Annotated in this window: 17 protein-coding genes and 2 pseudogenes; 11 read left to right on the forward strand and 8 right to left on the reverse strand. The window is 36.6% G+C overall.

All coding sequences use genetic code 11. The annotated features are described in order from the left end of the window. Positions 1–54 precede the first annotated feature (54 nt). Positions 55–996, forward strand: coding sequence for a peptidylprolyl isomerase PrsA (gene prsA, locus Q9317_RS03275; RefSeq protein WP_003100098.1), 942 nt, complete (start codon positions 55–57; stop codon positions 994–996). 297 nt (positions 997–1,293) lie between these two features. Beyond that, positions 1,294–3,912 (forward strand): alanine--tRNA ligase, encoded by a 2,619-nt coding sequence (alaS, locus tag Q9317_RS03280; RefSeq protein WP_003100100.1) that lies wholly within the window; start codon positions 1,294–1,296, stop codon positions 3,910–3,912. A 127-nt stretch (positions 3,913–4,039) separates the two neighbouring features. Here the strand turns inward: alaS and Q9317_RS03285 are convergent, their stop codons facing one another. Beyond that, positions 4,040–4,684, reverse strand: coding sequence for a hypothetical protein (locus tag Q9317_RS03285; protein WP_003100102.1), 645 nt, complete (start codon positions 4,682–4,684; stop codon positions 4,040–4,042). Between the two features lie 97 nt (positions 4,685–4,781). After that, on the reverse strand, positions 4,782–5,474 hold the full coding sequence (locus Q9317_RS03290; RefSeq protein WP_305981576.1) for a hypothetical protein: 693 nt from the start codon (positions 5,472–5,474) through the stop codon (positions 4,782–4,784). Between the two features lie 390 nt (positions 5,475–5,864). Between Q9317_RS03290 and Q9317_RS03295 the strand changes: the two genes are divergently transcribed. Continuing rightward, positions 5,865–6,647, forward strand: coding sequence for a carbon-nitrogen family hydrolase (locus tag Q9317_RS03295; protein WP_003100105.1), 783 nt, complete (start codon positions 5,865–5,867; stop codon positions 6,645–6,647). Positions 6,648–6,663: 16 nt separating this feature from the next. Next, positions 6,664–7,839, forward strand: coding sequence for a pyridoxal phosphate-dependent aminotransferase (locus Q9317_RS03300; protein ID WP_003100106.1), 1,176 nt, complete (start codon positions 6,664–6,666; stop codon positions 7,837–7,839). 70 nt (positions 7,840–7,909) lie between these two features. Here the strand turns inward: Q9317_RS03300 and Q9317_RS03305 are convergent. The 5 genes and pseudogenes from Q9317_RS03305 to nrdH form a co-directional block, all read right to left on the reverse strand. Next, positions 7,910–9,045 (reverse strand): annotated as a pseudogene (locus Q9317_RS03305) (IS3 family transposase). A gap of 78 nt (positions 9,046–9,123) precedes the next feature. Then, positions 9,124–10,374, reverse strand: coding sequence for a chloride channel protein (locus tag Q9317_RS03310; RefSeq protein ID WP_003100110.1), 1,251 nt, complete (start codon positions 10,372–10,374; stop codon positions 9,124–9,126). A gap of 93 nt (positions 10,375–10,467) precedes the next feature. Beyond that, positions 10,468–11,427: a class 1b ribonucleoside-diphosphate reductase subunit beta gene (gene nrdF / locus Q9317_RS03315; RefSeq protein WP_003100111.1), complete on the reverse strand. Its 960-nt coding sequence runs from the start codon at positions 11,425–11,427 to the stop codon at positions 10,468–10,470. Positions 11,428–11,890: 463 nt separating this feature from the next. Then, the gene (nrdE, locus tag Q9317_RS03320) at positions 11,891–14,050 is read right to left on the reverse strand and encodes a class 1b ribonucleoside-diphosphate reductase subunit alpha (protein ID WP_003100112.1); all 2,160 of its coding nucleotides are present in this window, start codon (positions 14,048–14,050) and stop codon (positions 11,891–11,893) included. A gap of 29 nt (positions 14,051–14,079) precedes the next feature. Next, entirely contained in the window at positions 14,080–14,298 is a 219-nt protein-coding gene (gene nrdH / locus Q9317_RS03325; protein ID WP_003100113.1) for a glutaredoxin-like protein NrdH, read from the reverse strand. 523 nt (positions 14,299–14,821) lie between these two features. On the opposite strand from nrdH, the gene Q9317_RS03330 reads away from it, so the two are divergent. The 5 genes and pseudogenes from Q9317_RS03330 (at position 14,822) to Q9317_RS03350 (ending at position 21,581) form a co-directional block, all read left to right on the forward strand. After that, the gene (locus Q9317_RS03330) at positions 14,822–15,085 is read left to right on the forward strand and encodes a phosphocarrier protein HPr (protein ID WP_000146945.1); all 264 of its coding nucleotides are present in this window, start codon (positions 14,822–14,824) and stop codon (positions 15,083–15,085) included. Positions 15,086–15,089: 4 nt separating this feature from the next. Then, positions 15,090–16,823, forward strand: coding sequence for a phosphoenolpyruvate--protein phosphotransferase (gene ptsP, locus Q9317_RS03335; RefSeq protein ID WP_003100126.1), 1,734 nt, complete (start codon positions 15,090–15,092; stop codon positions 16,821–16,823). A 136-nt stretch (positions 16,824–16,959) separates the two neighbouring features. Beyond that, positions 16,960–18,387 (forward strand): NADP-dependent glyceraldehyde-3-phosphate dehydrogenase, encoded by a 1,428-nt coding sequence (locus tag Q9317_RS03340; RefSeq protein ID WP_031238984.1) that lies wholly within the window; start codon positions 16,960–16,962, stop codon positions 18,385–18,387. A 136-nt stretch (positions 18,388–18,523) separates the two neighbouring features. Next, positions 18,524–20,277: pseudogene (locus tag Q9317_RS03345) on the forward strand (IS1182 family transposase). A 23-nt stretch (positions 20,278–20,300) separates the two neighbouring features. Continuing rightward, positions 20,301–21,581 carry a polysaccharide deacetylase family protein gene (locus tag Q9317_RS03350; protein WP_003100130.1) on the forward strand — a complete coding sequence of 427 codons (1,281 nt, stop codon included), beginning with the start codon at positions 20,301–20,303 and terminating at the stop codon, positions 21,579–21,581. A 189-nt stretch (positions 21,582–21,770) separates the two neighbouring features. Here Q9317_RS03350 and Q9317_RS03355 read toward each other — a convergent pair whose 3' ends face one another. Continuing rightward, positions 21,771–22,859: a DEAD/DEAH box helicase gene (locus Q9317_RS03355; RefSeq protein ID WP_003100131.1), complete on the reverse strand. Its 1,089-nt coding sequence runs from the start codon at positions 22,857–22,859 to the stop codon at positions 21,771–21,773. A gap of 152 nt (positions 22,860–23,011) precedes the next feature. Between Q9317_RS03355 and udk the strand changes: the two genes are divergently transcribed. Further along, entirely contained in the window at positions 23,012–23,638 is a 627-nt protein-coding gene (gene udk, locus Q9317_RS03360; RefSeq protein WP_003100132.1) for a uridine kinase, read from the forward strand. Between the two features lie 8 nt (positions 23,639–23,646). After that, the gene (locus tag Q9317_RS03365) at positions 23,647–23,925 is read left to right on the forward strand and encodes a DUF1294 domain-containing protein (RefSeq protein WP_003100133.1); all 279 of its coding nucleotides are present in this window, start codon (positions 23,647–23,649) and stop codon (positions 23,923–23,925) included. Positions 23,926–23,994: the final 69 nt, after the last annotated feature.

Consider the following 23,994-nt stretch of genomic DNA (forward strand, 5'->3'; position numbering starts at 1 on the left):
AAGGAAATATGGTATAATAGCTAGGTTAAAGATAAAAAGGAGCACAACATAAATATGAAAAATTCTAAAAAGTTACTCACTGGTTTTGTAACGCTTGCTTCAGTAATGACACTTGCTGCATGTAGTTCAACAAGTAGTAACACAAAACTTGTCACTATGAAAGGTGATACTATTACTGTTAAAGATTTTTATGAGGAAGCTAAAACATCAACAGCAGCACAGCAATCTATGCTTAGTCTTGTTATGTCACGTGTTTTTGAAGAAGAGTTTGGTAAAAAAGTTTCTGAAAAAGATGTTGAGAAATCATATAATAAAACGGCTGGTCAATATGGTTCATCTTTCTCGGATGCATTAGCACAAGCAGGTTTAACTACAGAAGCCTATAAAAAACAAATTCGTACAACAATGTTAGTGGAGTATGCTGTTAAAGTTGAGGCTAAAAAAGAGTTAACAGATGCAAACTATAAAAAAGCTTTCAAAGATTATACGCCTGAAATGAATGTACAGGTCATTGCACTTGATGATGAAGAAACAGCTAAGAAAGTTTTAGAAGAAACAAAAGCTGAAGGGACAAATTTTGCTGATATCGCTAAAGAAAAAACAACTGAAGCTAAGAAAAAAGTAGATTATTCATTTGATTCAGCGTCTACTGTTTTACCAGCAGATGTTGTTAAAGAAGCAGCTAAACTTAAAGAGGGTGAAAAATCTGAACTGGTGACTGTTATGGATGCAGCTACTTACCAGAAAAAATTCTACATCCTTAATGTTGTTAAAAAAGCTGAGAAAAAATCAGACTGGAAAACCTATAAAAAACGTCTTAAAGAAATCATTTTAAATGAAAAAATTAATGACAATGCTTTCCAAAACAAGGTCATTTCAAAATCACTTGATAAAGCAAATGTAAAAATTAAAGACAAAGCTTTTGCAAACATCTTAGCACAATTTGCAACAGATAAAAATGCAAATAATGCTATTAAACCATCTGTTGGTAAATAGATATCAGTTGACCTAGTCTTAAAAAGACAGTATAATAGAAAAGTTGAGAATTGTTTTTCATAGATTTGACACAGAAAAATGACGGTTGCTGCGAGTCATGGATAATCAGAGAGACATGCTACTTAACCTAAAATCATATTTAATAATTTAAAAGAGAATGACAAGTTCATTGAATAGAGGTGGTACCGCGGTTTTCGCCCTCTGTGAGATGAGCTTGTCTTTGTTTTTATGACCTTACTAATGAAAAGGAGAAAAGTGTTGGCAAAGCAAGGCTTAGTCACACTATAGGATTTTATTATGAAACAAATGACATCGGCAGAAATTCGTCAAATGTGGTTGGACTTTTGGAAATCAAAAGGACATTCAGTGGAACCATCAGCAAACCTTGTTCCAGTAAATGATCCCACTTTGTTATGGATTAATTCAGGGGTTGCGACTCTTAAAAAATATTTTGATGGGTCTGTAATTCCTGAAAATCCACGGATTACCAATGCCCAAAAATCAATTCGTACAAATGATATTGAAAACGTAGGTAAAACTGCTCGTCACCATACCATGTTTGAAATGCTTGGTAATTTCTCAATTGGAGACTACTTCCGAGATGAAGCCATTGAATGGGGATTTGAATTGCTAACAAGTTCGGAATGGTTTGATTTTCCAAAAGAAAAATTGTACATGACTTATTATCCAGCAGATACGGATTCTTACAATCGTTGGATAGCTTTGGGTGTTGAGCCAAGTCATTTGATTCCTTTAGAAGAAAACTTCTGGGAAATCGGTGCTGGTCCCTCAGGTCCAGATACTGAAATTTTCTTTGATCGAGGTCCAGAATTTGATCCAGAAAATATTGGTATTCGTCTTCTTGAAGAAGACCTCGAGAATGACCGTTATATTGAAATTTGGAACATTGTTTTATCTCAATTTAACGCCGATCCTGCAGTTCCGCGTTCAGAATATAAAGAGCTTCCTAACAAAAATATTGATACGGGTGCAGGTTTAGAACGTCTAGTAGCTGTTATGCAAGGTGCTAAAACGAATTTTGAGACTGACCTTTTCATGCCGATTATTGCTGAAGTTGAAAAATTATCTGGTAAAGAGTATGATCAAGATGGCGATAATATGAGCTTTAAAGTTATTGCGGACCATATTCGTGCCCTTTCATTTGCCATTGGAGATGGTGCACTTCCAGGAAATGAAGGTCGTGGTTATGTGCTTCGTCGTTTACTTCGTCGTGCTGTTATGCATGGACGTCGATTGGGAATTACTGAAACCTTTCTTTATAAATTAGTGACTACAGTAGGACACATCATGGAATCTTATTACCCAGAAGTCCTTGAAAAGCGTGATTTCATTGAAAAAATCGTTAAACGTGAAGAAGAAACTTTTGCTCGTACCATTGATGCTGGGTCAGGACATTTGGAGCAATTGCTAGCGCAACTTAAAGAAGCAGGAAAAGATAGACTTGAAGGTAAAGATATCTTCAAATTATACGATACCTATGGTTTCCCTGTAGAATTAACAGAAGAATTAGCTGAAGATGCTGGCTATAGAATTGACCACGAAGGCTTTAAAGCTGCAATGAAAGAGCAACAAGATAGAGCTCGTGCAGCAGTGGTTAAAGGTGGTTCAATGGGGATGCAAAATGAAACTTTAGCAGGGATCACTGAAAGCTCAGAGTTTCAATATGAAACAGCTCTTTTAAAATCAGCTCTTTCTGTTATTGTGACTGACAATGAACGTAGCCAAGTTGTTTCTGAAGGTCAAGCTCTTCTTGTCTTTGATAAAACACCATTTTATGCTGAAATGGGTGGTCAAGTTTCTGACCGTGGCTTTATTAAAAATGATAAGGGGGATCTTGTTGCAAAGGTTATTGATGTTCAAAAAGCTCCTAATGGTCAAGCTTTGCATACTGTAGACGTTTTAGCAAGTTTGTCTGTTGGAACAGTATACACTCTTGAAATTGATCAAAGACGTCGCTTTGCTGTTGAGAAAAACCATACAGCAACACATTTGCTTCATGCAGCTTTACATAATATCATCGGAGAACATGCAACTCAAGCAGGATCACTCAACGAGGAAGAATTCCTTCGTTTTGACTTTACGCATTTTGAAGCTGTAACAGCTGAGGAACTACGCCATATTGAAGAAGAAGTTAATCAAAAAATTTGGGATGCTCTAGTTGTAAGTACTGTTGAAACAGATGTTGATACTGCAAAATCAATGGGAGCGATGGCTCTCTTTGGTGAGAAATATGGCAAATCTGTCCGTGTTGTTTCAATTGGAGATTATTCAGTTGAGCTTTGTGGAGGTACACACTTGTCAAACACTTCTGAAATTGGCCTCTTTAAGATTGTCAAAGAAGAAGGAATTGGCTCAGGAACACGTCGTATCCTTGCTGTGACTGGAAAACAAGCTTTTCAAGCTTATCGTAAGCAAGAAGATGCATTGAAAGTTGTTGCTCAGACCCTTAAAGTACCACAAATGGAACAAGTTCCAACAAAAGTGGCAAATCTTAGTGAACAATTACGAGACCTTCAAAAAGAAAATGCTGAATTGAAAGAAAAAGCCGCTGCAGCACAAGCAGGTGATGTCTTTAAAGAGGTCAAAGAAGTTAATGGAAAAACTTATATTGCAACTCAAGTATCTGTGTCAGATGCAGGAGCTCTTCGTACTTTTGCGGATAATTGGAAGCAAAAAGACTACTCTGATCTTTTAGTTCTTGTTGCAAGTATTGGTGATAAAGTAAATGTTCTTGTTGCAAGTAAATCAAAAGATTTTCATGCAGGAAATCTTGTTAAGGCATTAGCGCCAATTGTGTCAGGTCGTGGTGGAGGAAAACCAGACATGGCCATGGCTGGTGGTTCAGATGCAAGTAAGATGATGGATCTATTAGCAGCAGTTCCAGAACATCTCTAAAAATAGTAAAAATAAACACCCTCTTTCTTCAGGATTACTGAAGAAAGAGGGTGTTGTTTTATATTGTCTGTCCTGAGTTGAATCGAAGGACAAGTCGGTGAGTTTTGTCAGTTTAAGCTATTATATCTTAAAAGTCAAAGTTGAATAAGTCATAATAGCGCATCGGTGTATCCCAAGATTTAACGATAGCTGCAACGTCTTCAATGTTTTTATCTTGAGATTCATAAGAGTCATCGATATAAACACGGAGTTGGTAACTATCATTTGAACGATAGGTGATGATTTTAAGGTCTTCTGCTGCCTTCTTAAATTGTCGATCTTGTTCCTCTTTTGATACGTCAGTATAGTTTTTAGACAATCCTGTACGATGTTCCACATAAGCATTGATATCAGAATCATCATATTTTAAATCTTTCAATGCTTTTTTATAAAGTAATGAAAAATAATGACGCTTAGTATCAAAATCTACTTTATCCTTATTGTATCCTTGTTTTTGTTTGACTTGCAAGGTTTCTATAGCTTGTGAAGAGTTTTCGATTGTTTCATTAGCTTCACGTAACCACTCGTATCTCTTTTCTGGCTCTATTTTGAGATAATCATATAAGCCATTCAATTCTTGAAGATATTGCGAAGTGTCATAGGTTGTTATTGTTTCAAAGGTATGAACGGGTCTACCTGTATATTCAGGTTCATTGGCAGATACTGCTGCGGCTGAGAAAAGCATCACTGCTGACAATGATGAAAAGATTAGGGTTTTGAGATTTTTTTTCATTAGAGTTTCCATTCTTAAGTTTTTAAGTTATAACTGAAAAGTATTGCTAGAGTTTTGATTAGGAAAGGGTTTTAATGTGAATAGATTTTGGGATTTATTATGGGATATAGTGGTAATAGCTGTTTTTTTGACTCCATTTATAGGATAAATTTAAAATACTTTCAGTGTTTTGTTGTTCAGCTTCTTCTTTCTTATCAGGATTTTGACTGACAATTCCTTGGGCGATTTGTTGTGATTCATAGGAATCATCAATGTAGACTCTTAAAAAGACATTGCTATAAGCTTGATCTTGGATAATAGCAAGATCTCTTTGTGCATTTTCAAACTGGTAATTATTTGCTGGACTATAAGTGTCTGAAATGCCAATTCGGAAGTCAATATAAGCTTCTACATCTGAAGCTTCAAATTTCAAATCTGTTAATGTTTTTTTATAAAGCAGTTTGTAGTAGGTGCGTTTTGTAAAGTATTCGAGTTCTTTTAATTTTGCAGTGTCTAAGTTGGCATTTTTCAAGATGTTTTGAGTATATTTAATACCATTGTCATCATGCTCTGTAAATCCATCTACCCAAAACCAAGGTTCGATATCTTTATCTGTAATGGCATAGTGACCGTGTAACTTATTGATCTCATCAAGTTTTTTAGAGATTGCATCTTTTAACTGTTGGTCTTCAGTTGAAAAGTTTTGTTGTGCCTCTTGAGCAAATACAACTTGGCTTGCTGCTGTAGCTGATGAGAATATTGTTAGCGCTGTCATTGATGAGAACGCAAGTTTTTTAAATGTTTTTTTCATAAGAGAATTCCTCTTTTCTATTTATTTTTGTCGATTTTTACCTTTCGACGTGTTTTATTATAGTCGGACATTTAATAGAAGTCAAAGAAAAAGTTTAATCAAAAATTTAAATAGAATAGAAAAAGATTAACTTTATTAAAATTAAATAAGTTATATTTAATTTTAATAAAGACCAAAAAGGCCTTTATATCTAATAAAATAACTTTAATAAACAGCTATCTTTCTTTGTTAACTATTGCCTTCTTCCTTATCATTAAATCTAAATAAGTGTTATTTTACTTTTTGGATATAGTCCTAAACTATAAGGGATTATTGTAAATCAAAATGCAAATCTTAGAAAAATTCTTGCTATAATAGAAAACATTAATAAGGAAATAAAGAGAGGTTCTTATGCGTATTTCACTTGTTCAAATGGCTATTATCGAAGCAGCGGTTGATAGGAATTTTAAACATCTTGAAAAGCTTTTGCAAGAAGCCATATTAGAGAGGCCAGATATTATTGTCCTTCCAGAAATGTGGAATACAGGCTATGCTTTAGAGCAATTAGAAGAGATTGCTGATGAAGATGGTAAAAAAAGCAAAGCCTTTATATCAGCTTTTGCTAAGAAACATCATGTCACTATTGTAGCTGGATCAGTTGCAGTTAAAAAAGACAATAATTTTTTTAATACAACTTATGTGTTTGATCGCCAAGGGCAATTGATTCAGACATATGAAAAAGTTCATCTTTTCGGACTAATGCAAGAAGATCAAGTCATGAAGTCAGGTGCTAGTCCTTCTCATTTTAGAGTAGATGATGTTTTGTCTTCGAGCATTATTTGTTATGACTTGCGTTTTCCAGAATGGCTACGTACAATGATGTCACAGGGGAGTCAAATTCTCTTTGTTCCAGCACAATGGCCGACTGCACGTGTGCAACAGTGGGAGCTTCTTCTAAGAGCTAGGGCAATTGAAAATCAAGCTTTTGTTGTCGCAGTTAATAGGGTCGGGCAAGCTCAAGGGGAGCATTTTCCAGGACACTCTATGGTCATTGATCCATTAGGGAATATAGTCTTACAGGCAAAAGATAATCAAGAAGGTATTTTTACAGTAGACATTGATTTGTCAGAAGTAGAAAAGGTCAGAGGTCAAATACCAGTCTTTGAGGACCGTAAGCCTGATTTGTATAAATAGAAATTGAGGATAAAAAATGATAGGTGATCACTCGCAATTACTAGAAAAACTTCCAGAGCAATTTTTCGCACATTTGGTTCAGAAAGTCAATGCCAAAGTAGCAGAAGGTTATGATGTTATTAATTTGGGCCAAGGAAATCCTGATCAACCAACCTATGATTATATTGTTGATGCATTGGTTAAGGCTGTTAAAACACCAAGTAGCCATAAATATTCTCAGTTCCGAGGTAATCCTAGCTTCAAAGAAGCAATTGCAAGATTTTATGAAAAGGAGTATGGCGTCAAACTTGATCCTGAAAAGGAAATTTGTGTCCTTGGAGGTGCTAAAATTGGTTTGGTTGAACTGCCTTGGGCTCTGACAAATCCAGGTGACTTGATATTGTTGCCAGATCCAGGTTATCCAGATTATTTGTCAGGAACGGCTTTGTCACAAGTTGAGTATGAAACCTATCCCTTATTACGAGAAAATGATTTTTTACCAGACTTAAAAGCTATTCCAGAAGATGTGGCACAAAGAGCTAAGTACATTTTTATTAATTATCCTAACAATCCAACAGGAGCAGTGGCTAGCATAGCGTTTTACGAAGAGTTGGTCATTTGGTCACAAAAATATGATGTTGGTGTGGTTAGTGACTTTGCCTATGGCGCCTTAGGTTATGAAGGGTTTAAAAACCCAAGTTTCTTACAGGTTAAAGGCAGCAAGAAGCAAGGCATTGAACTTTATACTTTCTCAAAAACCTTTAACATGGCGGGGTGGCGTCTTGCTTTTGCAGTTGGCAATTCTGATATGATTGAAGCCCTCAATCTGATTCAGGATCACCTTTTTGTCAGTGTTTTTCCGGTCATACAAGAAGCAGGCCTTGTAGCACTACTTGACCCTCAAAGACAAGTCGAAGTTGATAAACTCAATCAAAACTATGATCAGCGTCGTAAAGCCTTTGTGACAGCAGCTGAAAAAATTGGCTGGAAAGCTTTTCCATCCAAGGGTTCTTTTTATGTATGGATGCCTGTTCCAGAAGGTTACACGAGTCAAACTTTTGCTGATTTGCTTTTAGAAGAGGCACAGGTGGCTGTCGCTCCTGGATTAGGTTTTGGCCAAATGGGAGATGGCTATGTCAGAATTGGTTTATTAGTAGAACCTGAACGACTAGAAGAAGCTGTTGCGCGCATTGGAAAATTAAACCTCTTTTAAAACAAAAAAACTCTACTTTTGAACTGCACCCTGGACTTGTCAAGAAAAAATAGACATAAAGTTAAGCTAATTAGTAACTATTTTTTTCAAATTCTACAGGTGAGAGATACCCTAAAACTGAATGCAGACGTTTAGGGTTATAGTAAGTCTCAATATATTTAAAAATCTCAAGCTGAGCTTGCTCAATAGTTGCGAAATGAGCATCATTGACAAACTCTCTTTTTAATGTTTTATAAAAGGCTTCCATGAGTGCATTATCGTATGGATTACCTTTTCGACTCATACTGGACTTACATTTTTTTCGTCTAAGTAGGTCCGGAAATCGTGCTCCGGTATATTGAGACCCCTGATCTGTATGGACGATTACCCCTTCTTTAGGCTTTTCTCTATCATAAGCTTGATTGAAAGCCTCTGTTACCAACTTGTCTTGATACGTCGGCCCATTGCCCAACCAACAATCTTTCTACTATAAACGTCTATAAAGACAGATAAATAAAGTATTCCTTCTTGTGTAGGAATGTAGGTTAAGTCTCCTAGCCGTAATTTATTCTTACCAGTCGCTTGGGAACATTGATTAACAAGATTGGGACGAGTTAATGAAGAACGTTGATGGTTATAGTATTTATATTTATATCGACTTCCTTTAGCATAGAGACCTAGCTGATGAAGGAGCCTACCAACACGTTTATGATTGACATGCAGGCCGTTCTTGGGTAATTCGTACACTTCCGTAACGCTCTTTATGTTCATAGAAAATGGCTTTAATCATTTCCTTCAAAGCTTCATTCTCAACATGCCTTGAAGATGGACGACGTTTTAAATAAGCATAGAAACCTGAACGAGAAACTTGAAGAGTTTGACAGGCGTGATGAATAGTCAAATTAATACTATTTTCCTTCAGAAACCGAAATTTTATTTCCGGTTTGGCTTCAAGAAGACCTGAAACTTTTTTAGAAGTGCTAATTCCTCCTGTAGCAGTTTGTTCTCTTTTTCAAGCTTTTTTATCTCAAATTGAGCATGACGAAGTGCGCTCCCATGTCCTGGGAACGCACTTTCTCCATATTTTTCATATTCTTGAATCCATCGCTAAAGACTATTGGGATGAATTGCTAAAGTTGAACTAACCATTTTTACAGATTGCTCTTCCTCAAGAATGAGTTTGACAGCAGAGAGTTTGAAGGCTTTATCAAAGGTTTTTCTTGGCATAATGACTTTTCCTCGTTTCCACTTAATTTTGTGTCTACTTTATTATACCAAGTCCAACCCAAGCGTTAGATTTTGTGTCTAACTTTTGGGGTGCAGTTCAGTTTTTGCTAGTTTTTTATAAACCAATAGTCCACTCAAAACTGCAATCGCAATAGGGATGGCATTGTAGAATGGTTGATTGGTGATTTCAGGAAGAAATAAAATAGCAGTCAGGGGCATTTGATTTAAGAGGCCTAAAAATACTGCTGCTCCAATAACAATGGCAAATGGTAGTGATACAACTGGTAATGGGCTGATATTCCATAAGACTGCAAATAAAGCGGCAGCTGTTCCACCCAACATCATAGCGGGAGCAATTTTACCGCCATAGGCGCCGGAGAAAAAGACAAGCCAAACGGCAATAGCTTTTGCTAAAAATAGGGCTAATGCATAGATAAAACTAGGTTTTTCATGAAGAATAAAAAGGATACCAGCCTTTCCATTTCCTAAGATTTGAGGGAAATAAAGGCTTAAAACACCTACCAATAAGAAGGCAAAGAGGGCTCTCAAAATGAAACTTTTCTCATTTAACTGCCGTTTTGGAATTTTTTTAAGAGCAAATTGGTATCCAAAAGCAAGAAGAGCAATGAAAATTCCTGCAAAAATAGACCAAATAAGCAGGGAGGCATTAAACTGCAGGAGTGGCAGTGAATACTGGATATCATCACCAAGTAGTAGGCGGACGACAAAAACAGCTATAAATGAAGAGAAGGTCGCTGCTAGGATATCTTTAAATTTCCAGGAAATAAGGATGGTTTCTAAAATAAAAATAGTTGTAGCAAATGGCGCATTATAGACCGCACCAAGTGCAGCTCCAGAAGCACATGCTAAGAGGGTATTCCTCTTGTCACGAATTATTGAGGGAGTTTTTTCAATCCAAGCGTCAGATAAGGCAACAGTAACTTCTCGAGAAGCTCCTTCTCGTCCGACTGGAGATCCCATAGAAACAGTTATTAATTGAAGCATCCCATGAATAAAGTTTACTCGGCTATACATGATGTGATTGTCTAGGACAACTGTTGAAATTGGCACCAAGGGTTTGTTTTGCTTAGCTAGTGTATACCAACCAAAACCAGCAAGTAGACCTGCTAATGTTAAAGATATTACACGTCTAAGTGGGAGGGTTTGAGTAATCGTCTGGCTGAAATTTCCTTCTTGAAAACCTAAACTGAGCTCTTGAATAAAGTGAATAAGTACTGTTAAAAGACTTCCAACAAGTCCAGCTGTTAGACTGACAATAAGTAGGGCTAGAAAAAAATACAGCAATTTTTGTATCGATTTTGAATTCATACTTCCATTGTAACAAAAGACAAGAAGGAGATAAAGCTGACACCCTCACGAAAAAAACAAGTACCCAATCACAGAGTACTTGTTTTATAAACCTTATAATCCTACATTATAATCATCATCTTGCATAGCTTCTACAGAACCTAGCAAGTAACCATTTCCGACCTGTGAAAAGAAGTCATGGTTTGATGTTCCTGTTGAAATACCGTTCATAACGATGGGGTTAACATCATTTGCGGTATCAGGAAAGAGTGGGTCTTGACCTAGATTCATCAAAGCTTTGTTGGCATTGTAGCGAAGGAAAGTCATGACCTCTTCTGTCCATCCAACCTGATCGTAAAGTGTTTTGGTATAATTTTCTTCATTCTCATATAGTTGGTAAAGAAGATCATACATCCATTCTTTAAAGGCTTCTTGTTGGTCTTCAGCTAACTCATTGAAACCTAATTGGAATTTGTAACCAATATAGGTTCCATGAACAGATTCATCACGAATAATGAGCTTAATAATTTCAGCCACATTAGCTAATTTATTGTTTCCAAGATAATAGAGTGGTGTGAAAAAGCCAGAATAGAATAAGAAAGTTTCCAGATAAGTTGATGCAACTTTCTTTTGGAGAGCATCACCATTTTCATAAATATCATTAATGATTTTAGCTTTCTTTTGAAGGAATTCATTATTATTAGTCCATTCAAAAATATCTTCGATTTCTTTTTTAGTGTTTAGGGTTGAAAAGATAGAAGAGTAAGATTTGGCATGAACAGATTCCATAAATTGGATATTGTTCAAAACGGCTTCTTCGTGTGGTGTACGAACATCAGCACGGATAGCCTCAACACCAGTTTCAGATTGCATGGTGTCCAAAAGTGTAAGACCACCAAAAACCTTTCCAACAAGGTCTTTTTCTTGTTCAGACAGCTTACGCCAATCGTCCAAGTCATTTGATAAAGGAATACGGGTATCTAACCAAAATTGTTCTGTTAATTTTTCCCAAGTGGATTTATCAATAACATCTTCAATTTCATTCCAGTTAATTGCTTCATAGTATGTTGTCATCTTGCGGTTTTCTCCTAAAGAGTTGTTAGGTGCTAGCACCACTAGCGAACTACTGGATAAGCAGTAGCAGCTAAATAAAAAGTGAAAAGGCTAAAATAGTAACCAAAAGAGGAAAAATTTAAGTCGTTTTCGAATAAGTAGATAAGGGGTATAAAAACCAGTGCCTTTAACATGATATCAATGCTAGTAAGTTTGGTTCCAATAGCGATATCATAATTCTGTAAAAGCCACCGAACATGCGGCTTTTATAAAGTAAGTAAGTGAGCAAGGAAATTCCCCATATAAGGATTTCCATAGAAAGGATAGTTACTTTAGTAACATGCTTAATTGTTAGAATTACGACAGGGTATAAAAGTCGCCGAACATGCGGCTTTTATAAAGTCAGTAAGTGAGCAAGGAAATTCCCCATATAGGGATTTCCGTAGAAAGCATAGTTACTTTAGTAATATGCTTTCTTGCTCAATTAAATCACACAACTTTCGCATTGGTTTGCTCCAACTTCTTCACCATCATCGGTAAAGGTACGAATATAGTAGATTGATTTAATGCCCTTGTTAAAGGCGTAGTTACGTAGTATGGAAAGGTCACGCGTTGTTTGTTTGCTCTCTGTCTTCCACTCGTAAATTTCTTTTGGCAATTCACTTCTTAGGAAAAGTGTTAATGATAAGCCTTGGTCAACATGCTCAGTGGCAGCTGCATAAACGTCAATAACCTTTCGCATATCCATATCATAGGCTGAAGTATAGTATGGAATAGTATCTGTTGAGAGGCCATTAGCAGGGTAATAAATCTTACCAATTTTCTTTTCCTGACGTTCTTCAATTCGTTGGGTGATTGGATGGATTGAAGCTGAACAATCATTAATATATGAAATAGAGCCATTTGGAGCAACCGCTAGACGATTTTGATGGTAAAGTCCATCAGTCATAACAGCCTGACGTAATGCTTCCCAATCTGACCCTTGTGGAATGAAGTGGTCTTTAAAGAGTTCTTTAACAAGGTCTGATTTAGGGATGAATTTACCAGTGACATATTTGTCAAAATAAGTACCGTCAGCATATTTTGAGTTTTCAAAATCAGTGAATGTTGTTTGACGCTCACGAGCAATATTATTAGATTCAACTAATGTCCAATAATTCATTAACATAAAGTAGATATCTGTAAATTCAACTGATTCAGGACTACCGTATTCGATATGGTGCTGTGCTAAATAAGAATGTAAGCCCATAGCACCTAAGCCAAAGGTATGAGCTTGCTCGTTACCATGTTTGATAGTGGGAACAGCATCAATACTTGATGAATCTGTGACATAGGTTAAGGCACGAGTCATTGCTTTAATGGAACGCCCAAAGTCAGGAGAAGTCATCATATTTAAAATGTTAGTTGAGCCAAGGTTACATGAAATGTCAGTTCCCATTTCAACAAATTCTTGTGAATCATTGATGAGACTTGGTTTTTGAACTTGAAGAATCTCAGAACACAAGTTACTCATAATCACCTTTCCGTTAATTGGATTGGCTTTATTGGCAGTGTCAATATTAATGATATAAGGGTAACCGGATTCTTGTTGTAATTTTGAAATTTCAGTTTCTAAATCACGTGCCTTAATTTTTGTTTTAGCAATATTAGGATTGGCAACTAGCTCCTCGTATTTTTCAGTGATATCAATATAGTTAAATGGTATACCATATTCTTTTTCAATACTGTATGGGCTAAAGAGATACATATCTTCATTGTTGCGCGCTAACTCATAAAACTTATCTGGTACTGTTAAACCAAGTGACAGTGTTTTAACACGCACCTTTTCATCGGCATTTTCTTTTTTGGTTGAAAGAAAAGCAATGACGTCTGGATGGAAGATGTTAAGGTAAACGACACCTGCACCTTGGCGTTGACCAAGTTGATTTGAATATGAGAAACTATCTTCGAAAAGCTTCATTACAGGAACGACACCTGATGCAGCGCCAGCATATCCTTTAATAGGAGCACCAGCTTCACGCAAGTTTGATAAGGTAATACCTACGCCACCACCGATACGTGATAATTGTAAGGCAGAGTTGATAGAACGCCCAATAGCATTCATATCATCTGTTACTTGAATCAAAAAGCAAGAGACTAACTCACCACGACGGCTTCGACCTGCATTCAAGAAAGATGGAGTAGCAGGTTGATAACGTTGGTTAATCATTTCAATAGCTAAATCTTTAGCGAGTTCTTCATTGCCGTCAGCAAAGTAGAGGGCATTATACATGACGCGATCTTCAAGATTTTCAAGGTAATAGTTACCGTCGTTTGTTTTAAGGGCGTATTGTTGGTAAAATTTGTAAGCTGCCATGAATGATTTGAAGGAGAAGTTTTCTGCAGCAAGCAGGCTAGCTAGTTCTTCGATAAATTCGGGACGGTAGTTAGCAATAAACTCAGACTCCAGATAATCATTGTCAACAAGAAAAGCAATTTTTTCTGTAACAGAAGAAAACTGCTTGGTATTTGGAATAACATTTTCTTTGAAAAAAGCCTCGAGAGCTTCTTTATCTTTGTGTAATGGGATTTTACCATCAACAGGACGATTGATTTCGTTGTTAAGACGAAAATAGGAGATATCTCCAATATCTTTTAAACTCATAAAACTTTTCCTTACTTATATAATTTGTATTAAATAATTTCTTTTAATTTTGTTGGTTGGAAACCTGAAAAAACAAGTTTATCACTTTCGATAACAGGAGCAGAAGTGAATCCTAAACTTTTCACATAATCAATTTTTTCGGGATGGTCATCCATATTAATTTCTTGGAACTCTGCTCCATTTTGCTCTAGAAATTTTTTAGTCATTTTACATTGCATGCAATTATTTTTAGAATAGATAGTAATCATTTTGGTAGTGCTCCTTTATTTTTTCTCAAATGAGAAATCAGTACTCTAATAGCATATAAAAAATAGAGGTAAAAAGCAAGGTATTTGATTAATTAAACACAATATTTTGGGGCATGTTATTGCAGATGTTACTATATATAGTGCCTTAAAATTATCTGTCAATTCAGATATATAAATCTTTTAAAGCTGATAATGATGATATTTTTTCTTAAAGAATGCTAGTAATCCTGATAAATTTTTGATAGAACAAGACAATATTGAAAATTAGAGAAAAAGTTTCAAGAAAACAAAGAAACAACATGAAAGCCAAATTGATTTTTTCTAACAGGAGAGTCAATTGAGAATAGCTCTTGCCTTAGCAACGATAATTTGGGGATGAAAAAATAAGAAAAATATTTCAGCCTTTTTTCTTCCAAAAACATTTAATCTTGAAAATAAAAGAGCATTGTGCTATAATCTGATATTGTAAGGGTTATCATGTGATGGCTCGAAAAAACACAACTATTAAAAGGAGAACCATACTATGGCTTCAAAAGATTTTCACATTGTTGCAGAAACAGGAATTCACGCACGTCCAGCGACACTTTTAGTACAAACTGCTAGCAAATTTGCTTCAGACATCACTCTTGACTATAAAGGTAAAGCAGTAAACCTTAAATCAATTATGGGTGTAATGAGCCTTGGTGTTGGTCAAGGTGCTGACGTTACAATTTCAGCAGAAGGTGCTGATGCTGATGATGCAATTGCAGCTATCGAAGAAACTATGACAAAAGAAGGATTGGCATAAAAAAATGACAGAAATGCTTAAAGGAATTGCAGCCTCTGATGGTGTTGCTGTTGCTAAAGCATATCTACTAGTTCAACCGGATTTGTCATTTGAGACTGTTACAGTCGATGATACAAATGCAGAAGAAGCTCGCCTTGATGTTGCATTACAAGCTTCACAAGACGAGCTTTCTGTTATCCGCGAAATGGCAGTAGATAGCTTAGGCGAAGAGGCGGCGTCAGTATTTGATGCACATTTAATGGTTCTTTCTGATCCAGAAATGATTAGCCAAATTAAAGAAACTATTCGTGCAAAACAAACAAATGCTGAAACTGGTCTTAAAGAAGTGACTGATATGTTCATCACTATCTTTGAAGGAATGGAAGATAACCCATATATGCAAGAACGTGCAGCAGATATTAGAGACGTTGCAAAACGTGTCTTAGCACACCTTCTTGGGGTGAAATTACCAAACCCAGCTACAATCAATGAAGAGTCAATCGTGATTGCTCATGATTTAACACCTTCTGATACAGCGCAATTAAACAAACAATTTGTTAAAGCTTTTGTAACTAACATTGGTGGTCGTACAAGTCACTCAGCAATCATGGCCCGTACTTTAGAAATTGCTGCAGTTCTTGGAACAAACGATATCACAAAACGTGTTCAAGATGGTGATATTCTTGCTGTTAATGGTATTACTGGTGAAGTTATTATTAATCCTAGCCAAGAGCAAATTGTAGCCTTTAAAGAAGCTGGTGCAGCATATGCTAAACAAAAAGCTGAATGGGCATTATTAAAAGATGCTGAAACAGTAACTGCAGATGGTAAACATTTTGAACTTGCTGCCAACATTGGTACTCCAAAAGACGTTGAAGGTGTAAATGATAACGGCGCTGAAGCTGTTGGTCTATACCGTACAGAGTTTCTTTACATGGATTCACAAGATTTCCCGACAGAAGACGAACAGTATGAAGCTTATAAAGCAGTTCTTGAAGGAATGAATGGAAAACCCGTTGTTGTCCGTACTATGGATATCGGTGGAGATAAGGAACTTCCTTACTTCGACCTTCCACATGAAATGAACCCATTTTTAGGCTATCGTGCCTTACGTATCTCAATTTCTGAGACTGGAAATGCTATGTTCCGTACGCAATTACGTGCTTTATTACGTTCTTCAGTTCATGGTCAATTGAGAATTATGTTCCCTATGGTTGCACTTCTTACAGAATTCCGTGCAGCTAAAGCTATTTTTGATGAAGAAAAAGCTAACTTAATTGCTGAGGGTGTTGCTGTTTCGGACAATATCCAAGTTGGTATCATGATTGAAATTCCAGCAGCAGCGATGTTGGCTGATCAATTTGCTAAAGAAGTTGATTTCTTCTCAATTGGAACAAATGACCTTATTCAATACACAATGGCTGCAGACCGTATGAATGAACAGGTTTCTTATTTGTATCAACCATATAACCCATCAATCTTACGTTTGATTAACAATGTTATCAAAGCAGCTCACGCTGAAGGTAAATGGGCAGGTATGTGTGGAGAAATGGCAGGAGATCAACAAGCTGTACCATTATTAGTTGGTATGGGTCTTGATGAATTCTCAATGTCAGCAACATCAGTCTTACGTACACGTAGTTTGATGAAAACTCTTGATACTGCTAAAATGCGTGAATACGCACAACGTGCACTTACAGAGTGTTCAACAGCAGAAGAAGTACTTGAACTTTCAAAAGAGTACCTTCCTTCAAATTAATACAAAGGGAAGTTGGGTGACCAACTTCTTTTTGTCTAGGAATTGTTAAAATATTCAGAAAATGGTTGTGCCGTTTAGTTGAATTATCACTGAAAAGTGATAGAATAGTGGTACTATCAAAAAAGGAGATATGACTTTGACAAAACAATACAAAAATCTTGTTAACGGTGAGTGGAAACTTTCAGAGAATGATATTACAATTTATGCTCCAGCAACTGGCGAAGAGTTAGGAAGTGTTCCTGCAATGACGACACAAGAGGTTGATTTCGTTTATGCCTCTGCCAAAAATGCTTTGGAGGAATGGCGTCAACTTTCCTATGTTGAACGTGCAGCTTATTTGCATAAAGCAGCTGAAATCCTCGTTCGCGATGCTGAAAAGATTGGTGCCATCCTTTCCAAAGAAGTTGCTAAGGGATATAAAGCAGCTGTAAGTGAAGTGGTCCGTACTGCTGATATTATCAAGTATGCAGCTGAAGAAGGCATTCGTATGGAAGGCGAAGTGCTTGAAGGCGGTAGTTTTGAAGCAGCAAGTAAAAAGAAAATTGCGATTGTACGTCATGAACCGGTTGGTTTAGTGCTTGCAATTTCACCATTTAATTATCCTATCAACTTAGCAGGTTCTAAAATTGCACCTGCCTTAATTGCTGGTAACGTCGTTGCACTTAAACCACCAACACAAGGATCAATCTCAGGGTTATTGTTAGCAGAAGTGTTTGCTGAAGCTGGTGTTCCTGCGGGAGTCTTCAATACTATTACTGGTCGTGGTTCTGTTATTGGGGACTATATTGTTGAGCATGAAGCAGTTAACTTTATTAACTTTACAGGTTCAACTCCAGTTGGTGAACGCATTGGGCAATTGGCAGGTATGCGTCCTATTATGCTTGAACTTGGTGGAAAAGACTCTGCTATTGTTTTAGATGATGCTGATATTGAACTCGTTGCAAAAAATATTGTAGCAGGGGCTTTTGGATATTCAGGCCAACGTTGTACAGCAGTGAAACGTGTTCTTGTTATGGATAAGGTTGCAGATCAACTTATCGCTAATGTAAAAACATTGGTAGATAAACTTTCAATCGGTATGCCTGAGGAAGATGCAGATATTACACCGTTAATTGATACAAAAGCGGCTGATTTTGTTGAAGGTTTGGTACAAGATGCGACTGAAAAAGGTGCGAAAGCTCTTGGTGAGTACAAACGCGAAGGGAATTTGATTTGTCCCTTGATTTTTGATCATGTGACAACAGACATGAGATTAGCTTGGGAAGAGCCATTTGGTCCAGTATTGCCATTTATCAGAATTAACTCAGTTGAAGAAGCCATCAAAATTTCAAATGACTCAGAATATGGTCTTCAGGCTTCGGTATTTACAAATAACTTCCCACGTGCCTTTGCAATTGCAGAGAAACTTGAAGTTGGAACCGTTCATATCAACAATAAAACACAACGTGGAACAGATAATTTCCCATTCTTGGGGGCTAAGAAATCTGGTGCTGGTGTTCAAGGGGTTAAATACTCAATTGATGCTATGACGAATTTAAAATCAATTGTTTTTGATATTGAATAAATAATCACATCAAGAGGCTGGGCAAAAAGTAGCTTCAGAATAGAAAAAACGAGCATTTCCGCAGTTGGAGATGCTCGTTTTCCTATGTCATGGTTTATAATTATAATAACGACAAAACAACTAGAAAGCCATGACTATGTATAAAGAGTATAACACAAATCAACTCAGTTTGGAATTAAATCTTGCCTACGATATTCCAATGAATCATGAGGTTAGATTAATCAGTCTCTTTGTGGACAGTATTCCAAATCATATTTTGCTTGAAGAGACGTCTCACACTGGTCGTCCTGCCTTTCATCCTGCCATGCTTTTGAAGATGACGCTCTTCGCCTATGCCCGCCAGGTCTTTTCTGGTCGCAAAATAGTTCAGATGAATGAAGAAGTCATTCCCATGAAATGGTTGAGCCAGGACACCTACGTTAGCTATAAAACCATCAATAATTTTCGTTCTAGTAAACATGCCAATAACCTAATTAAGACCGCCTTTATTTATTTCACCCTCCTCATGCGTAAGAATGGCATGATTGAAGATGATGCTCTCTTTATCGATGGCACCAAGCTAGAAGCTGATGCTAATCTCTACTCTTTCACTTGGAAAAGAGCTGTTGATAAATACGAAGAGGCACTAAACGGAAAAATCTCAGAACTCTATGACCAGCTGGTTCAAGAGGGGGTAAACCTAGCTCTGTCTAAAGAAGAATGCGAAACCAGCGAGGGGTTAGTGCGCCTTTTAGAAGACACTGAACAGGCCTTGGCGGAAGTTGAGAAATCAATTTCTGAGGAACCAAAAGTTATCAAGGGAGGTTCTGCCAATAAACAAAAGCGACGTCGTATTAAGAAACTGCGCAACCAGTTGAGAAAGGATTATCTCCCTCGTAAGCAACGCTATGAGGAGGCTAGAGAGATTCTAGAAGAGCGTAACTCTTTCTCCAAAACGGACCACGATGCCACTTTTATGCGAATGAAAGAGGACCACATGATGAATGGCCAGCTCAAACCTGGCTATAATGTTCAAGCTGCCACCAATGGTCAATATGTTCTTGCATATGATATATTTCCAAATCCAACGGACACCCGAACCCTGAAACCATTTCTCCAATCCATTCAAACTCTGGACCTCTTCCAAAATATTGTCGCCGATGCCGGTTATGGCAGTGAGGAGAATTATAGTTTTATCATTGATGAGTTGGAGAAATCTCCTCTGATTCCCTATGGCATGTACCAGAAGGAATTGACTAAGAAATATAAAAACAGTCCTACTAATCCAAATAATTGGGACTACCTTGAAGAAACAGACCAATTCATTAAACCAGATGGTGTTGTTTATTCCTTTAAATATTACTCTCGTAGAAAAGATAAGTATGGCTTTGAACGGGATTTCAAGATTTATGAGGCAGAAAAAATACAAAGCACGGAAGAGTTGGAAAAACTTTCCAAAACAGAAAGTGGTCGCCAGAAACAGATCCATTACAATCCAACTTGGAATTACTTTAAAGAACTCATAAAGGAAGAATTACATAGCGAAGATGGCTCTCGAATCTATGCCAAACGGAAAATCGATGTCGAACCCGTTTTTGGCCGATTGAAGAGTGTTTTTGGCGTGCGTAGAGTCCATGTCAGAGGCAATCAAGCCGTCCAAACGGAGGTTGGATTCCTCTTCATGAGTATGAATCTCACGAAATTAGCTAAGAATCTCGACTCTAAAACTTCAAATACTCAAAAACCACACAGTGATTTTTTCATCTTGATTGTTTTCAAGACTGAAATCTCTGCGTGGTTTTATTTGAAGCTACTTTTTGCCCAGCCTCTTGGCGTTTTTGGAAGTTAGTTGCAATATTTTTTGGCAAAAATAGAGTAAAAAATAACTTTATTTCTCCTATTGTGTTATAATAACGATACAATAGGAGAAGCAAATGAAGAAATTAAATACTATCATTTTTGCCATTATCTCGGTTATCTTTATTATTTTTTGGGGGATAACGGTTAATAATTGGCAAATAAACAATCAAGTTAAAGCAATTATCAAGTCTGAAAAAAAACATACTGAGCGCTATTTGAGCATCAAGTCTGTTAAGTCTCTCGAAAATGGTGATAAGACCTTTCATTATTTTTCACCTTTAGCAAATAGTGATCACTTTTATCAGGATAATTTACCCATGTCTGTCTATCAGAAGGCTACAAACGATAAAGAAGACGTTTTTATTGAGCCTATTATTGAAGAGACCCCTCTAAAAAATGTTAAGACTGTAACAATACATGAGGTAAGGTATAAACATGGTTTATTTCAAGTAAATAAAGCATCGGATCAAGTTGTTAGTCGTTATCATGTTAATGAGGCATTTGAGCATGTGAGATTATCACAACTTTTTAAAGAAAAAGAAGAAACAGTTAATCAAAAGTTGAAAGACTTAAGTCATGGCAAGTGGAATCATGAGCATTTAGATGCTATGACAGAAAAGAAACATATTCTAACGGATCAATTTGATATTGCATCAAATCAATTGTTATTGGATGATAAAATTAGTCTACCTTTAAGTGATCTATTTGATATTGTCAATCCAGACTTGCTTGAGGGTGATGTAAAAGTTGCCTATGATGATTATCAAAAGAAAAAAGAGGAAGAACGTCAAAGGGATAAGAAAATTGTAGCTCTTACTTTTGATGATGGTCCAAACCCTGTGACAACTCCACAAGTATTGTCTATTTTGGACAAGTATCATGCTAAGGGAACATTCTTTATGTTAGGGTCTAAAATTTCTGGAAATGAGGATTTGGTCAAAAAAGTCAAGGAAGCGGGTCATGAAATTGGCAATCACTCTTGGGACCATCCTAATTTGACCAAATTAAGTCCGGATCAGGTTTCTTTTCAAATCAAAAATACCAATATGGCCATTGAAAAAGTTACTGGAAAGGCTCCTATTTTCTTTAGACCACCATATGGGGCTACAAATGCAAATGTTCAATCAATTGCAGCTTTAACACAAGTTCTGTGGACTGTAGATACTAGAGACTGGGAAAACCACAATACAGAGGCTATCTTAGCTAATATTAAGGCGCAGTTGCGGCCTGGAGGCATTATTTTGATGCATGATGTTCATCAGACCACTGTTAATGCTTTACCAACCGTCTTGGATTATTTGAAAAGTCAGGATTACAAGTTTGTAACTGTTTCTCAAGTATTAGGACACTCCTAAAAAAACACTTCAAATCGGGATAGAACTGGTTTGAAGTGTTTTATGTTATATGACTTTAAGTCTATTTGGCTCCGCAGGTGTGATACAAATTAACCACCCGTTAGACGGATGGTCATGATTGGTGTCATTAGGCGCTAGTTAGTGTTTAAGACTTATTGGTTTTGTTCAAATTATTTGTTAGATGGGGAGTTATGACTTTGTGACAATCAATTTTTGATTTCTTAAGATAAGCTCTGTGACTTTAGCAAATTTTTTCAGTTTTTTCAGGTCTTCTGGGTGTGTGATAAATGTAATCACAGCACCTTTTTTCCCCATGCGTCCAGTACGACCAGCTCTGTGAGTGTAGTTTTCTTTGTCTCTAGCGACTTCAAAATTAATGACATATTGTAAATTATCGATATCAATCCCTCGGGCGACTAAGTCAGTTCCAAGAAGCAATGAGATGTCATTGTTTTTAAACCGTTCTAATATGGTTTTACGGAATTTAACATTAACATCACTTGCTAGCGAGACAGTAGAGCTGCCATTGAAGCTTAATTTATCCTCACTTGCACCTAAATCAGACAAGCTGTTGAAAAAAACAAGTGCTCTAAAATCAGGAATATTTGAAAACTTACGAAGTAAATCAATGCGTTCTCGTTTATCAACAGAAATGTAGTAGTGTTCAATTCCTGATAATTCTTGATTAGACAAATCAATGGTTATGGTGTCTTCTTCGAGAGTGTTCGGGTCAACTTTATTGGTAGCGCTCATGTAAATCATTTGGTGATTTCTAGGGACATGATGACTAATGTTATTGACAAAATGGTATTGAGAATCGCTGAGTAATTCATCGTATTCATCTAAAATAATAGTGTCTACATTCATCATCTTGATTTTTTTATGTTTAATCAATTCGAAAACACGCCCAGGAGTTCCAATTAGGACTTGGGGCCCTTTTTTTAGACGCTCAATTTGTCGTTTTTGACTGGTCCCTGAAATAAAAAGTTGTGCTTCTATGCCTAAAAGTTGAGCCCATTCTTTGGTCACTTCAAACAATTGTCCTGCAAGTTCAGTATTTGGGGCTAAGATGAGGAGTTGTTGAGATGTTTTACTTGTAATCTTAAGTAGACTTGGCAAAAGGTAGGCCAGTGTTTTACCAGTTCCAGTTGGACTAATCCCAAGGACATTGTTACCTTCTGAAATAGGTGAAAAAACCTCTTTTTGGATTGCGGTTAATTCTGTAATGGCTTTTTCTTGTAGTTTATCTTGCCAAACTTTTGGAAATTCTGTGATCATGAGTCATCCTTTACTGTTCTTTTTTATCATTATAGCATGATTTTACTCATGCTCCTAGGATTCTTCCAGAAAGATTTGCATAAGATCCTATAGCTATATTTTCTAATTTTTGATAGAATATAGCGAAGAACTTTTTAGAGATGGGGTTTAAAATGCGTAAAAAACCGATTATTATTGGTGTTACAGGTGGTTCAGGTGGCGGTAAGACAAGTGTTTCGAGGGCGATTTTAGATAGCTTTCCAAATGCACGTATTGCAATGATTCAACACGACTCTTACTATCGTGATCAAGCACATTTGAGTTTTGAAGAGAGGATTAAAACCAATTATGATCATCCTCTGGCATTTGAAACTGATTTTATGATTGAGCAACTAAAAGAATTGCTAGCGGGACGCTCAGTTGATATTCCAATATATGACTATACGCAGCATACTCGAAGTGATAAAACATTTCGTCAGGACCCCCAAGATGTTATCATCGTTGAAGGTATTTTGGTTCTTGAAGATGAAAGACTTCGTAACTTGATGGATATTAAATTGTTTGTGGATACTGATGATGATATTCGTATTATTCGCAGGATTAAACGAGACATGATGGAGCGCGGGCGCAGTTTAGAGAGTATTATCGATCAGTACACTTCAGTTGTTAAACCCATGTACCATCAATTTATTGAGCCAAGTAAACGCTATGCTGATATCATTGTTCCAGAAGGTGTTAGCAATATCGTAGCGATTGATTTGATTAACACTAAAATTGCAAGTATTTTAGCAGAAACTTAAGGTAGCAAATGTTTTTAGATGTTTTGAGTGTTCTCTTGATTTGGAACCTTATGGTATTTGCCTTATATGGGCTTGATAAAAGAAAGGCTGTTACTAATCAATGGCGTATTTCTGAAAAAACTTTGCTTTGGTCATCTTTTCTTTTTGGTGGGCTTGGTGCCCTTTTAGGTGGAAAATACTTTCATCACAAGACTCAAAAATGGTATTTTCAAGTGGTATGGTATTTAGGAGTAGTGGTGCTGATGGCAACACTATATGCTTTAGTCGTTTTTAATCATTTCAACTAATGGCCAAAGGCTAGCAGAATTCATTTGCTGGTCTTTTTTGTTTTTTAGAAGCAGTCTAATAGTTAAAGA

The sequence above is a fragment of the Streptococcus iniae genome, from assembly GCF_030732225.1.
Lineage (GTDB): Bacteria > Bacillota > Bacilli > Lactobacillales > Streptococcaceae > Streptococcus > Streptococcus iniae.

Coding starts and splice junctions, on each gene's coding strand:
- Q9317_RS03285 (WP_003100102.1), bottom strand. CDS start 4,684: ATGAAAAAAAATCTCAAAACCCTAATCTTTTCATCATTGTCAGCAGTG.
- alaS (WP_003100100.1), top strand. CDS start 1,294: ATGAAACAAATGACATCGGCAGAAATTCGTCAAATGTGGTTGGACTTT.
- prsA (WP_003100098.1), top strand. CDS start 55: ATGAAAAATTCTAAAAAGTTACTCACTGGTTTTGTAACGCTTGCTTCA.
- udk (WP_003100132.1), top strand. CDS start 23,012: ATGCGTAAAAAACCGATTATTATTGGTGTTACAGGTGGTTCAGGTGGC.
- Q9317_RS03300 (WP_003100106.1), top strand. CDS start 6,664: ATGATAGGTGATCACTCGCAATTACTAGAAAAACTTCCAGAGCAATTT.
- ptsP (WP_003100126.1), top strand. CDS start 15,090: ATGACAGAAATGCTTAAAGGAATTGCAGCCTCTGATGGTGTTGCTGTT.
- Q9317_RS03295 (WP_003100105.1), top strand. CDS start 5,865: ATGCGTATTTCACTTGTTCAAATGGCTATTATCGAAGCAGCGGTTGAT.
- Q9317_RS03355 (WP_003100131.1), bottom strand. CDS start 22,859: ATGATCACAGAATTTCCAAAAGTTTGGCAAGATAAACTACAAGAAAAA.
- nrdE (WP_003100112.1), bottom strand. CDS start 14,050: ATGAGTTTAAAAGATATTGGAGATATCTCCTATTTTCGTCTTAACAAC.
- Q9317_RS03365 (WP_003100133.1), top strand. CDS start 23,647: ATGTTTTTAGATGTTTTGAGTGTTCTCTTGATTTGGAACCTTATGGTA.
- Q9317_RS03290 (WP_305981576.1), bottom strand. CDS start 5,474: ATGAAAAAAACATTTAAAAAACTTGCGTTCTCATCAATGACAGCGCTA.
- Q9317_RS03330 (WP_000146945.1), top strand. CDS start 14,822: ATGGCTTCAAAAGATTTTCACATTGTTGCAGAAACAGGAATTCACGCA.
- Q9317_RS03310 (WP_003100110.1), bottom strand. CDS start 10,374: ATGAATTCAAAATCGATACAAAAATTGCTGTATTTTTTTCTAGCCCTA.
- nrdH (WP_003100113.1), bottom strand. CDS start 14,298: ATGATTACTATCTATTCTAAAAATAATTGCATGCAATGTAAAATGACT.
- Q9317_RS03350 (WP_003100130.1), top strand. CDS start 20,301: ATGAAGAAATTAAATACTATCATTTTTGCCATTATCTCGGTTATCTTT.
- nrdF (WP_003100111.1), bottom strand. CDS start 11,427: ATGACAACATACTATGAAGCAATTAACTGGAATGAAATTGAAGATGTT.